The 13,310-nt window shown below is 58.8% G+C and carries 8 protein-coding genes; 3 read left to right on the top strand and 5 right to left on the bottom strand.

Annotation, left to right across the window (positions count from 1 at the left end; translation table 11 throughout):
* Positions 1-114 precede the first annotated feature (114 nt).
* The 4 genes from mukB to cmoM all read right to left on the bottom strand — a co-directional run bounded on the left by mukB (position 115) and on the right by cmoM (position 7,457).
* Positions 115-4,542, bottom strand: coding sequence for a chromosome partition protein MukB (mukB, locus tag ACTG2W_RS01790; RefSeq protein ID WP_440016007.1), 4,428 nt, complete (start codon positions 4,540-4,542; stop codon positions 115-117).
* 3 nt (positions 4,543-4,545) lie between these two features.
* On the bottom strand, positions 4,546-5,265 hold the full coding sequence (gene mukE / locus ACTG2W_RS01785) for a chromosome partition protein MukE (protein ID WP_005345759.1): 720 nt from the start codon (positions 5,263-5,265) through the stop codon (positions 4,546-4,548).
* Positions 5,246-6,580: a chromosome partition protein MukF gene (gene mukF / locus ACTG2W_RS01780; RefSeq protein ID WP_058058822.1), complete on the bottom strand. Its 1,335-nt coding sequence runs from the start codon at positions 6,578-6,580 to the stop codon at positions 5,246-5,248. Before mukF ends, mukE begins: the two co-directional genes overlap by 20 nt.
* Before the next feature lie 100 nt (positions 6,581-6,680).
* Positions 6,681-7,457, bottom strand: a complete 777-nt coding sequence (gene cmoM / locus ACTG2W_RS01775; RefSeq protein ID WP_031227571.1) for a tRNA uridine 5-oxyacetic acid(34) methyltransferase CmoM — start codon at positions 7,455-7,457, stop codon at positions 6,681-6,683.
* Positions 7,458-7,558: 101 nt separating this feature from the next.
* Here cmoM and elyC point away from each other — a divergent pair, with 101 nt between their 5' ends.
* From elyC to pfkA, 3 genes are all read left to right on the top strand, one after another.
* Positions 7,559-8,329 (top strand): envelope biogenesis factor ElyC, encoded by a 771-nt coding sequence (gene elyC / locus ACTG2W_RS01770; protein WP_374810670.1) that lies wholly within the window; start codon positions 7,559-7,561, stop codon positions 8,327-8,329.
* 135 nt (positions 8,330-8,464) lie between these two features.
* Entirely contained in the window at positions 8,465-9,220 is a 756-nt protein-coding gene (tpiA, locus tag ACTG2W_RS01765) for a triose-phosphate isomerase (protein ID WP_047440675.1), read from the top strand.
* A 149-nt stretch (positions 9,221-9,369) separates the two neighbouring features.
* Positions 9,370-10,341 carry a 6-phosphofructokinase gene (gene pfkA, locus ACTG2W_RS01760; RefSeq protein ID WP_005336840.1) on the top strand — a complete coding sequence of 324 codons (972 nt, stop codon included), beginning with the start codon at positions 9,370-9,372 and terminating at the stop codon, positions 10,339-10,341.
* 1,603 nt (positions 10,342-11,944) lie between these two features.
* On the opposite strand, the gene ACTG2W_RS01755 is transcribed toward pfkA, so the two are convergent.
* Complete coding sequence (locus ACTG2W_RS01755) at positions 11,945-13,186, bottom strand: dicarboxylate/amino acid:cation symporter (RefSeq protein WP_005352303.1); 1,242 nt, start codon at positions 13,184-13,186, stop codon at positions 11,945-11,947.
* Between the last annotated feature and the right edge of the window lie 124 nt (positions 13,187-13,310).

The raw sequence follows: 13,310 nt of genomic DNA, 5'->3' as shown, positions 1-13,310 counted from the left end.
AGGCCGCAGCGACGGTGCGGCTACTGTGCCATATCTTCCATGTAAAAAGGGAGGCAAATGCCTCCCTTTAACCTATTTACCGGTCATCCCGTATCGGGATGGGCCAGAGACCTCTCAGGCAATCAGCTTGTCATCGCTAAAGCCGAAGCCGCGCAGACCCACCACATGCACATGCTCGTGCTTGCCCTGCACCTTGCGGATGAGCTTGTAGGTGGTGCCCTTCTCGGGGCTGATGTTCTCCGGCGCCGCGATAAGCAGCTGCATATCCTGCCGCTCGCACAGCTCGAACAGGGTGGCGATGGATTTGCCATCCAGACGGGCCGCTTCGTCGAGGAACAGCAAGCGGCACGGGGCTATATCCTTGCCGCGCAGACGGCGGGACTCCTCCTCCCAGCTGATCAGCACCATCAAGAGGATGGCCTGACCGGTACCGATCGCCTCACCGGTGGAGAGCGCGCCGCTCTCGGCACGCAGCCAGCCATCGGCCCCGCGCTGCACCTCGATCTCCAGCTCCAGATAGTTGCGATAGTCGAGCAGCACGTCGCCCATCACCTGATAGCTGCGATCCCCCTGTTCGATCTGCGGGTTCAGGCGCTGGAACAGCTTGGCCATCGCCTCGGAGAAGCTGAGCTCCTTGTCAGCGAACAGATCGTTGTGCATGGCGGTTTGGTCGGCCAGCGCCGTCAGCAGACGGGTGTGGGCCTCGCGGATATTGACGTTGAGGCGCACCCCGCGCACCAGACCGAAGGCGATGTTCTGCAAACCCTGGTTGAGCACCCGGATGCGGTTCTGCTCGCGGCGGATGATATTGGTGATCTTGGCCGCCACCTCGTGGGAGGAGAGCGACAGATGGGTTTCCCGCTGCTTGAGCTCGTCAGCCAGACGGGCCAGCTCGATCTCCATCTCCTCGATCGCTTCCACCGGATCATCGGAGCGGATGATGTCGTTGCGGATGCGATCCTTGAGGTAACGGTAGACCTGCACGTAGAAAGCGACCTTCTGCTCGGTGCTGCGGTTGCCCTCAGAGAGACGCAGCGCATCGCGCAGGGCCTCGTCGTGGGCCACCGCTACCCGCAAGGCGCCAAGGGCCTTGTCTGACATAGAGCGCAGCTCGTCGCTGTCGAGGTACGCCAGTTCACGCTTGTTGAGGCGCTTCTCGACATCGGTCTCCCGCGCCAGGCGCACCACCCGTGACCAACTCGCCTTGTGACCCACCAGAGATTTACGGGCGCTGTAGTAATCCTTGCCTTCGAGCTTGAGACGACCGCCGAGGGATTCGATCTCGCGCTTGGTGACCTGCAACTGGGCCTCGGCGCTGGTGCGACGGGAACGGGTGCGGATCAGCAGCTCTTCAATCTCTTTCTTGTGGGCGCGCGCCTTCTCTTCCATGTCATCAGAGAGGGTCAGCCCCATGGCCGCCAGCTCCTGCTCAAACTCGGTCAGGGTCTGGCGCTTGGCTTCGACGCTGGAGTTGAGGGCGGTGCGCAACTGCAACGCCTCGGTGTGACGCTGGGCAATCTGCTTGTGCTGCTCGCCAGCGGTGCGGGCAGCCAGCTCAGCCGCTTTCAGCTTCTCTTTGAGTCGCTCGCTCATTTCAGACGCCTTGCCCAGCAGGTCTTGCGCATCCTGATAGGCAAAGTGCGGCAGACGGGCCACCAGCTGATCGAGGGCATAGCAACGGCGCTTCTGCTCGGCCAGCAGGTCGCTCACCTCATCGTAAGCCGCCTGCAGCGCCGCAAGATCCTGCGGATCCTGACGCAGCACCTGCACCATGGTTTCCAGTTTTTCCAGCGACTTGCCGTGCTTGGCGATAAAGGCTTCGGCTGTTTTAAGGGCCTCAACGTCGGCGTGAGCCGCTTCGAGGCGGGCGGCCAGGTCTGTCTCGGCAAACAGGTGGGCAAAGGGCAGCATCCCCTGCACCAGCTGGATATGGCGAGTCAGCTGGGCGCCGGCCGCTTTGGCATCACTCAGCTGCTTGTCGCACTCACCTATGGCACCTTGCAGCGCGCGCAGCTCAGCCTGCTTGGCCTGCACTTCGGCTTCCGGGTCGGGGCGGAAGGCAATATCCAGATGCTGACCGATAAAATCGCGGAAGTGGCCGTAGAGACGGTGGTACTTCTGCTGCTCGAAAGCGGCCTTGGCGTAGCCCTCGATGAGCCCTTCGCGCTCAAGGTCGAGCTGCTCGATCCGTTTTTCCCGGGCGGCGCGACCAAACAGCGGCAGCTCGGGGTAGCGGGAGAAGCGCACCTGACGCTTGCTGGTGCGCACCAGCACGGCGTCTCCCAGCTCGTCCGCTTCCACCAGATCCTCGTCAAAGGAGTCGGGGTTGCCCTGAATGAGATAGATATCCTCCGGGCAATCTTCCAGCTTTTTCAGCCGCTCGATGGAACCTTCAAGGTCGAGCACCACCAGGGCGCTGCGAGCCGGGCCGTAGAGCGCGGAGTAGTAAGGGGCATCGTCGATGGAGATGTCGTCGTAGACATCGGAGAGCAGCACGCCCCCCACCTGCTCGGCGATACGGGCAAGACGTGGATCCGCCTCGCCAGCACCCAGCTGCAGGTTGCGAATTTGCAGCTCCAGCGCCTGTTTCTGCGCCGCGATGCGGTTGCTCTCCTGCTCGAACTCGCGCTCCTTGTCGAGCACTGTCTGCATGCCGGCCGAAAGCTCTTCGGCGGTGGCGAGTGGCAGACCGCTCTGCTCGCGCAGCTGCTCGAGTTTTTCAAAGGATTTCAGCCAGCGCGGCGCCAGCTTGGTGAGCTCCGCAATATCGCGACCCAGCTGGGTGCCCTGATGCTCGAGGCTGGCGCGGCGCTGGTTCACCTCCGCCTGCTGTTCGGAGAGCTCCTCCTGACGGGTGCGTTGGGCTTCGAGGAAGATCTCCAGCTCATCGCTGCTGGCAATCAGCTGGCCAGAGGCCTGCTGCAGCTCGTCACGCAGCTTGAAGAGACTCTTCTGGCTTTCGCTCTCTTTCTCGAGGCGAGCCAGCGCGGCGCGCAGCCCCTGCCCCTGGGCAATGCGAGCCTTGTCTTCGATGTGACGCTTGAGCAGCGCCTGCGCGGTGGGCCAGGCGGCCTCGCGCACTGTTTCCGGGGCGATGCTCAAAAGCAGCGCCAGCGCCGCTTCGTGCTCGGCCACCGCCGCCTTGGCCAGCGCCAGCTGCTGCTCGGCCCCCAGCACCCGGCTGGTAAGGCTCTGCTCGGCGGCGCGGAACTGGTGCAGGGTGTCGCTCGCCTGTTCGGCGGTCAGCCCCGGCAGCTCGCACTGCTCGCGGGCAGCATCGAGGGCCTGCACCGCCTGACGGTACTGGATGGCGCGGGTCTGCTGAATATCGAGCGCCTGCTGATAATCGGCCAGCTGGGTCTTGAGGCTGTCGACTTCTGCCTGCGCCAACTCCTTGCGCTCTTCCACTTCCAGCAGCTGGCCGTGGATCTCTTCCACCACCGCTTGCTGCTGCTCGAGTTTGTCAGAGAGATCCGCCAGATCGGCGCGGTACATCTCGATCTTCTTCTGCAAGCTGACAGCCGCCATCACCTTGGCCAGATGCTCGGAGGCAGACTCCAGCTCGTCGGTCAGCAATTTTTCGCGGTTGGTGAGCTGCTCCACTTCATCGGCCAGATAGATAGCGCGCTGTTTCTCTTCGGCCAGAATGCGGCGCTTGTCGGCCAGCTCCTGACGCGCCTTGAGGGCCAGCTCGGAGAGGCGGCTCTTCTCGGCGGCATTGCGCACATAGTCCGCTGCCACATAGTGGGTGGTCTCGGTGATCAGGTTCTTGAACAGATCCCGCTGACCTTGCGTCTCCTTGATCGCTTCCAGCGTGCGGCGGTTTTCATAGATGGCCGCCTCCATGTCAGCAAACGCCTTGCGCACCCCGGAGTTCTCCGGCAGCAGGTATTCGCGCAGGGAACGGCTGATGGACGAGGAGATGCCGCCATAGAGGGAGGCTTCGATCAGGCGATAGAACTTGCCGCGATCTTTTTGATCACGCAGTTTCTTCGGGGTGATGCCGAACTCGAACATGAAGTTGTGATAGTCGGTCACCGTATTGAATTTGGCGACTTTCAGCGCCCCCAGCTCGGCGGCCGCCCCTTTCAGATCGGTAAAGGCGCGTACCCGCCCCTTGCCGCCATCGAGCTTCTCCAGTAGCAGATCGGTCGGTGCCAGATTCTCCGGCACATCCACCAGCGCAAACGGGGTGATGTTGACCTTGTTGTCGCGGTTGGCCACCTGCTCGAGGTGGACGCCGACCCAGATCCGCTGCTCGCGGCTGTTCATCACTTCCAGAAGTGAGTAGCAGTGGCCGCGCTGCAGTTTGCCGTAGAGCCCCTTGTCACGGGAGGCGCTGCTCGATCCCGCTTCCGTGGTGTTGCGGAAATGGAGTAGTGACTGGTCGGGGATGAGCGCCGCGATAAAAGCCGCCATGGTGGTGGACTTGCCCGCGCCGTTGCCACCGGAAAGGGTAGTGACCAGCTGGTCGAGATCGAAGGTCCGGGCAAAGAAGCCGTTCCAGTTGACCATGGTCAGGGATTTGAACTTGCCTCGCACCGGTTATACCTCCAGATCCAGTTGTTCTTCATCGAGATCCGCCTCGATGTCATCAAAGAGCGAGTCGCTGCTCGGCATTTCGTCGTCGTGGAAGATAGCTTCACCCTCCTGGATCATCCGCAGCTGAACGGCGCGCGGATCTTCATCGGAGCGCACATCGGCGGCGAAACGGAACACCGATTCGTTGACCCGGAATTTATCCCCGTTGCCAAGGGCGGTGATCATGCCAAGGCGGCGCAGACGGCGCATGGAGGTACGGATCTTTTCGAGCAACTTCTTCTTGTCGAGATCGGTACCGCCAGAGCGGCTGTTGACCATCCGCAGCAGCTGCTTCTCGTCGGCGAGGCTCAGCACCTCTTCTTGCAGCTCGGCCATGGCGAATACCCCTTCCGAAGCCAGACGATCCGGGCTCAGGTAGAGGTAGCAGAGCACCTTGCCCACCAGCATATCGAGCTCGGAGAGCACAGTGGTGCCGATGTCGGAGCTCGGGCGCGGACGCAGGTAGAAGAAGCCTTCCGGCGCCTTGATCAGCTCCACCTGATAGCGGCCGTAGAAGATCTCCAGCTCGCTGTGATATTCGACCAGCGCCGAATGCTGCTCGAACTCGTCGGCACTGATGTGGCGACCGGAGCGCAAGGCGGTGTCGATGCGCGGAAACAAGGGGTTGGCAATCGCCTCTGCGAGCCGCAGCGGCAAGGGAAACTCAGTATTGATCAATGACATAGGCCTGAACCTTGGATCCAGCTTGGTTAATGGGTTTCCATGCGGGTTGGCGATGCAGTTCGCGCTCGCCACTGGCATGGCCCAGGCGCACGGCCTGGTCGATCAGAAGACGCGCCACATCGAAGTGGGCATGGGCCGGGTAGTCCAGCAGGTATTCCCGCAGCACATCGGCTAGATCCAGCTGCTGCCCCTGCTCGGGGTAGCGGGCCAGATAACGCTCGATGCGCTCGGCCAGCTCCTGGTTGATATCCACCATCTCCATGTACTCCATCTCGAGGGGCACCTCACCGGTCACCTCCTCGTCGTGGATAGCGATGGTTTCGTCGCGCAGCTCCAGCAGACGGGGCTCTTCGGCCACCCGCAGCTGCCAGTTGTGCTGCTCGAAGTTGCGGATGGACTCGCGCAGCCGCTGGCTGAAGGCGCGGTTCTTGTCCATGTCGATGGCGTTGCGGATAAATTTGTGGACGTGTCTGTCGTAGCGGGACCAGAGCTCGATGCACTGCTGACCCCAGCTGGTGATGACATCAAGACGACCTTGCAAGGCGTGAGTCAGCTCCTCGACGTGGAACAGATCATCGCGCCCCTGCGCCGCTTCCTGAATATTGAGCAGCCCCGCCTGCAAGCGGTGGCCGGCGGCATCCAGGGTATCCTGCAGCTCGCGCAGGGTCTGGCCGGTCTCGTGCAGCAGCTTTTCGCAGCTGTGAATGGCATCGACCCAGTTCTGGGTCAGCAGGGCCGCGATTTCGCTTTTGACCTGATTCTGCTGCTCATCCATGGCACGCTGGGTGAGATCGATGCGCCCCAGGGTCTCTTCCAGCGAGAAGGTGAGGCGCGGCAGCACCTCGGCATCCCACTGTTCACGGGTGTTGGTCTCAAGCGCCGCCTTGCGGGCGGTGTCGAGCTCGGCAGCCAGGTGTTCGAGCAGAATGGAGAGCTTGATGGAATCAACCTGACGCTGATCCATAAAGAAGTCGACGATGCTCACACCCAGGCGCGACAGGCGGTAGAGGCTCTCCCCCGCCACCATGTCGGTGTTGAAGCGCGACAGCAGCTGCTGGCGAATGAGATCGTTGATGGCGTTGTTGGCGCGACCGGTGAGGGTCTCGTCCATCTGGCCGAAGGCGCTGCTGACATAGCCGAAGGCGTCGTGCAGCGCCGCTTCCGACAGGTCCGACTCATCTTCGGATAGCGTCTTGATTGCAATCAGAAAGGCCAGCCGGTCGGTCGGCAGGCTCAACGCCAACCCCTCCTGCCTGACCCACCCTACTAGCTCCGGCAAAGAACGCTCTGGCAGGGTACGGGATGTACTCATCATGATGTTGTCATCTCGTTGTTGTATTGGGCGCAAAATCGTGCGCGCGGCTACATCCGGTAGCATCGAAAACATGGTTCACATCGACGTGAACCGCGAGCAATCAGCTGGCCGGCTTCTGGGCCATCACATGGATATAGCGACCGAGGGCGACAAAAGGCTCCTGACGGCAATATTGCTGCTCCATGGCCAGCAGATCGTCGAACTTCTCCACCTGATCCTGCTTGTGACGCATATAGTCGTGGATCACCCGCACCCCGGTCTTGCCGATGATGCGCAGCCCCCCGCGACCAATCCAGTCATAGACCTGTTCCGGCAGCTGGGGATTGGTGGGCGTAAGCGCAGTCTGGCGCTTCTTGCGAAGGCCAAGGCGCACATAGTCAAAATTACCCACCACCAGGCTCTGGAACAGCAAACCATGACGGTTGTAGAAAAGCAGCGACAGTATGCCCCCGGCATTGACGAAAGGGAACAGACCCAGCAAGGTCTGGCGCGGCTCGGCGAGCCACTCCAGCACCGCATGGCAGAGCACCAGATCAAAGGTCCCGGTCACGTGTTGCTTCAGATCCTGAATGGGGCAATGGATGAGACGGATTTTGTCTTCCAGCCCCTTCTCGGCGATCTGGCTGCGGGCCAGTTCCAGCATTTCTGCTGACAGATCGCACAGCTCCACCTGATGGCCCATGGCCGCCAGCTTCTGGGCGAAATAGCCAAAACCGCCCCCCGCATCGAGGATGCGCAGCGGACGGTTGCCAAGGCGGGCCAGGCAGGCTTCGATGTCGCTCCAGACAATGGTGGTGCGGATGCGCCCCTTGGTGGAGTCGTAAATGTTGCGGGCGAACTTGTCGGCGCGCCCGTCAAAACTCTGATCGTGCTTCAAGGAGAAACTCAACATTAGCGCCACAGGGTTGTGGCCATCCCAAAAAAGAGAGGTATTCTGTCACATCCCGAATTTGCTGAAAACTCAAGGAAGTGTCTGTCGTGTTTGTGCTCAAAAAGTGGCTGGGTCAGCTGTTGATGCCGCTCCCCTTCTCCCTCTCCCTGCTGCTGGTCGCCCTGCTGCTGCTCTGGTTCACCCGTTTTCAGAAAACCGGCAAGCTGCTGGCCACTCTCTCGCTGCTCATTGTAGCGCTGATGGGAATGCGGCCGGTGAGCTACGAACTGGCCCGCGGGCTGGAGCAAACCTTCCCGCCGTTCGAGGTGAGCCAGCATCCCAACATCGATGCCATCGTGGTGCTCGGCAATGGCCATGTCAGCGATCCGGCGGTACCGATGCGCAGTTGGCAGAACAATATCGCCCTGGCCCGCACCCTCGAAGGGGTTCGCCTCGCCCAGGCCTATCCCGACGCCGAGCTGGTTTTCTCCGGCTATGTATCGGGGGATCCCCTCTCCAATGCCGAGGTCAATGCCCGGATGGCCGAGAGCCTCGGCATATCCCGTTCGCGGATGACGTTGTTTGAAAACAACAAAGACACTCATGATGAGGCGGTCAGTATCAGTCGTCACCTCAAGGGAAAAGAGGTGGCGCTAGTCAGTTCGGCCACCCATTTACCCCGGGCCATGGCTCTCTATCAGGGTCAGGGACTCAATGCCGTGCCGGCCCCCACCGATTACACCGCCAAGCAGAGCCAGGTACCCCAGCCCCTCTACAGTTATTTACCCAAAGGGCGTTATCTGATGTATTCCGAAGCTGCCATCCACGAATGGATTGGGGTATGGTGGGCTCGCTTGCGGGGGCAGGTTAACGAATGAGCGATCAAGCGTTTCATTCCTGATTTGGATCAGGAAAGCGAAAAAAAATTACGTCATTTGCCGCCGGGTCAGCTATCTTGGGCTCGGTTCAATTCATATAATGTCGCGCAATCAAATGCCTAGGAGATATACAAGATGAGACAGCACCTGGTAATGGGTAACTGGAAACTGAACGGCACCAAAGCTTCTGTAGAAGCTCTGATCAAAGGACTGACCCCGGCTGCTGCCGCTCATCCTTCTGTACAAGTCGCCGTCTGCCCGCCGGTTATCTTTTTGGGTCTGGTTGAGCAACTGACCGCTGGCAGCAAGATTGCCTACGGTGCCCAGAACGCTGACGTTCACGAGTCTGGCGCCTTCACCGGCGAAAACGCCCCCTCCATGCTGAAAGCCTTTGGTTGCACCTACTCTCTGGTCGGCCACAGCGAGCGTCGTACCCTGCACGCAGAGACTGACGACGTGGTTGCTGCCAAGTACGAAGCGATCCAGAAAGGCGGCCTGATCCCGGTTCTGTGCATCGGTGAAACTCTGGAGCAGTTCGAAGCCGGCGTGACCAAGAACGTGGTTGAGACCCAGCTGAAAGCTGTTATCGACCGTTGCGGCATCGCCTCCTTCAACAACGCCGTTATCGCTTACGAGCCGGTATGGGCCATCGGTACTGGCAAGACTGCCACTCCGGAAATCGCTCAGTCCGTTCACGCTCACATCCGTCAGTACCTGGCCGGTTTTGATGCCGCCGTTGCTGCCAAAGTACAGATCCTGTACGGCGGTTCCGTCACTGGCGCCACTGCAGCCGACCTGTTCGGTCAGCCGGACATCGACGGTGGCTTGGTCGGTGGTGCGTCCCTGAAAGTGGACGACTTCTCCCAGATCATCGCTGGCGCTGCCAAGTAATCGCTGATTACGGCAAAGAGAGGGGCTCATCCCCTCTCTTGTATCGCTTTTCCTATGGTGGCCCCCGCATCCCATATGAAAGCCGATATAGTAAAAGTGGCTTGTCTATTTAAACATTCGTATTTGACAACTCAGATCCAGAGGCACTCATGACCAAACAAATCAAACGTATTGGTGTTTTGACCAGTGGTGGCGACGCACCGGGTATGAACGCAGCCATTCGCGCCGTGGTTCGCGCCGGTTTGCATCATGGCCTGGAAGTTTACGGTATTTATGATGGCTACCTCGGTCTGCACCAGGATCGCATCGTCAAGCTGGAGCGTCACAGCGTCTCCGACGTGGTGAACCGTGGTGGTACTTTCCTCGGCTCCGCCCGTTTCCCTGCCTTCAAAGACCCCGCTGTGCGCGCCGAAGCGATCGAAAACCTGAAAAAGCACGGTATCGATGCGCTGGTCGTCATCGGTGGTGACGGCTCCTACATGGGTGCCAAGAAGCTGACCGAAGAGGGTTTCCCCTGCATCGGCCTGCCGGGCACCATCGACAACGACATCGCTGGTACCGACTTCACCATCGGCTTTGATACTGCCCTGAACGTGGTTGTTGACGCCATCGACCGCCTGCGCGACACCTGCAGTTCCCACCACCGTATCTCAGTGGTCGAGATCATGGGTCGCCACTGTGGCGATCTGGCCATGTCTGCTGCCGTTGCCGGTGGTGCCGAGTATGTGATCGTACCGGAAGTGGCCTTCGACAAAGAGAAGCTGCTCAAGCAGATCAAGGAAGGCGAAGCCAAGGGCAAGAAGCACGCCATCATCACCATCTGCGAGCACGTAACCGACGTGAACGCACTGGCTAAAGACATCGAAGCCCTGACCGGTCGTGAAACCCGCGCCACCATCCTGGGCCACATCCAGCGTGGCGGAGCCCCGACTGCCCGTGACCGCATCATGTCCAGCCGTATGGGTGCCTACGCCGTTGAGCAGCTGCTGGCTGGTCACGGTGGTCGCTGCGTCGGCATTCAGCGCAACGAGCTGGTACACCACGACATCATCGACTGCATCGAGAACATGAAGCGTCCGTTCGATCAGGAGCTGTACAACCTCTCCACCACCCTGTTCTAAGCCTCGCGGCTTTTTACCGGCTGTTGATGACAAAAACCCTCCATCGGAGGGTTTTTTTATATCTTGCAAAAACGGGGGCATCGGCACGCTGTGTGACCCTCACCATATGGGTTGCCTGATTCCCCAGCCTTGCGCCATCTGACTGATCACCAGCCTTCCTCTCCTCACACCAACCGGCATCAGCCTACGAACAGAGTTCCGGTATCGTCGTGGATGTTTTATCACGGCGAACCGGATTGCGTTGACCTGTGCTCTGTCGCCCCTGAAACCAGCTTGTTCAGCCTCCTCGTCATACGCCGCTTTTTATATCTCAATCTTGTAGAGGGGATTCAGATATCTTCCCCAACCATGCTCCGGCGCAGTTCTCGTATTGCACTCACATGACTCACGCAGATGCACCGGCTACGCGGATCGCTACTCGCGCCCAGCCCAGCCCAGCCAGAGAGTACGCCTCTGGCCTATTGCGCACCTCACTCTTGCTGCGGCCATGTCTATTCCGAGGCCGACGGGAAAATTGGCGGTGGTAAAACAGCCAGTTACCACTCTGAATCCCCCCGATGCACCGCTCTACTCCCTATCAACCCAATGTATTGCTGTAAAAATGCGGAGCCTCCAGACTGATAAAGTGATGGTGTGACAAGGGTTGGCAACCAGACTCTCTCCATAGACTTCTTTTGGATGGGCTATCTACGTCAGGAATCGTCAAATCATTGCCTCGCACACTTTTTATGACCTTAATGACGCTATTACGAGGAGGAAAACTTATAAAATGCCACTTAAGCCCCATACAAAACCCATTACCAAGCCAACCACTAACCAACCAACCAATTGAATTTAAATGAAATAATCATAAAAACAGAGTCTTGAATGCCTACCATGCCAGAGCAGGTGATAAAATCAGCTCAATATGACAAAAATAGCCATCTCAACCAACCTAACAAGAAAAGAAGCTATTTTATCAATTTACACCTTGTTTTACCCCCTTCTTATGGTATCTTGACTACATCAACCAACAACTTAGGGAGAGAAAAATGAAAGAGTTTGTCGTTACTGCCGTTTTCACGGTGTTTTTCACCCTGGTTGCTGTCTCTCTGCCCTCACTGTCACAGTTCTGAGCCGGATAGAGAGGCATCAATCCGGACCGACCCTCTTTGCCATGTCTGTTTAATCGCCATCAACTGGCGTTTTTCAGTAATAATGCCGAGATGGTCAACATAGATATGATTTCATCACGTTGACGCTGTTTCTTTCGCCACAAGGGTGTAACCAGGATGGTTTAACCATATGGCCTGATGGAGTAGAACCAGCAGCAGATCATATCCGAGGGGAGCAAGGCTCCCCTTTTTGTTACCCGCCGTTTGACAATCCCCTACCCCGGCATCTATAACAGGCCGGTTGACGCCATACGGCCCATGTCCACAACTGATGTTTTCCCCTCCTGTACTCTCCATTCAACACAGCTAAATCCGTCAGCAATCTCTTGTGCACACCTTTGCTCTGATACTTGTCAGACAGATATAAAAAAGCCCCCGCCATCATGGCAGGGGCTCGCGTTACGCAGTGTCAGCTTAAGGCTGTTATATCTCAGCCCAGCTCAAAGCAGTTATGCCTTGTTCCAGCGCTGTGGGTCATATTCCGGGCTGAAGCGGTCAACAATGACAGCACAGGCCGCATCGCCGGTGATATTGAGGGAGGTGCGGATCATGTCGAACAGACGGTCCAGCGCGAACAATAGCGGCAACCCTTCGATGGGGATCCCGGCCGCCAGCAGCACGGCAACCACCAGGAAGCTTGGGCCCGGCACACCGGCCTGACCGATCGCCCCCAGAGTGGAGGTCACAATGATGGCCGCCCAGGCACCGACGCTCAGATCGATGTTGTAAACCTGCGCGAAGAAGATGGCGACCAGACCGTAATAGATGGCGTTGCCGCTCATGTTGATGGTGGCTCCCAGCGGCAACACGAAGGAGGCTGTCGCGTTGGTCACTTTCAGATCATGCTCGCAGGTCTCCATATTGACCGGCAGGGTCGCCATGGAAGAGGCGGTGGAGAAGGCCACGATCTGCGGCTTCTTCATGGCAGATAGGTACTTCATCACCGGCGTGTTGGAGAACATCATCACCAGCAGCGGATAGACCACAAAACCGAAGATGAGGATGGCAGCCACATAAACCACGAACAGCTTGAGCACCAGGGTCAGCACGTCGAAGCCATAGGTACCGATGGCCTCTGCCATCAGACCGAACACCCCGAGCGGCGCGATGATCATCACCTTGTTGATCATCCAGACGAAGGCATCCACCAGGGTATTGAGCCCATCGACAAGTGGCTTGGCCCGCTCGCGCGGCTGTTTGGCCAGCGCAATGCCGAGGAACATGCAGAACACCAGGATCTGCAGGATGTTAGCCTCGTTGAGGGAGTTGAAGACGTTGGTGGGGATCATGCCAAGCAGGGTGGCGACTGCATCCGGCAACGCCCCTTTATCGGCATAGTCACCGCCAAACATGGAGGCAACGGAAGCGAAATCGACCCCGACACCCGGTTTGAAGATCTGCCCCATTACCAGCGCCAGCAACACGGCCAACGCGGAGGTCACGAGGAAGAAGGCCAGCGTCGCTGCACCGATCTTGCCCGCCGCCGGGCTGGCGCCCAGATTGGCGGCGCCGGAGAGGATGGCAACCGCCACCAGCGGGATCACCAGCATCTTGATCAGCTGGATAAACAGGGTACCGAGCGGTGCAAACACGGTGGCTTGTTCACCCATGAACGCGCCGACCACTGCGCCCAGTACCATGGCGACCACAACCTGGAAGCCGATGTTTTTAATGAGTCCTTTAGTTAACACAATATGTTCCTTTATGTAGCAAAATTCACACTTTTCCCAGTGCAATTAACCAAACAGGGGAATGAGCGGCTGCCCATTCCCCTGTTTGCGCGTGTTATCTCACATTTAATTGCTGTTTTAAATC

The organism is Aeromonas sp. 96A (assembly GCF_051919165.1).
Lineage (GTDB): Bacteria > Pseudomonadota > Gammaproteobacteria > Enterobacterales > Aeromonadaceae > Aeromonas > Aeromonas veronii.
The sequence above is the reverse complement of the archived record's forward strand: the minus strand, read 5'-3'. Positions and strand labels throughout refer to the sequence as shown.

Bases quoted from the DNA above. Each gene is read 5' to 3' on its own strand.
- mukF (WP_058058822.1), bottom strand. From the start codon at position 6,580: ATGATGAGTACATCCCGTACCCTGCCAGAGCGTTCTTTGCCGGAGCTA.
- mukE (WP_005345759.1), bottom strand. From the start codon at position 5,265: ATGTCATTGATCAATACTGAGTTTCCCTTGCCGCTGCGGCTCGCAGAG.
- pfkA (WP_005336840.1), top strand. From the start codon at position 9,370: ATGACCAAACAAATCAAACGTATTGGTGTTTTGACCAGTGGTGGCGAC.
- tpiA (WP_047440675.1), top strand. From the start codon at position 8,465: ATGAGACAGCACCTGGTAATGGGTAACTGGAAACTGAACGGCACCAAA.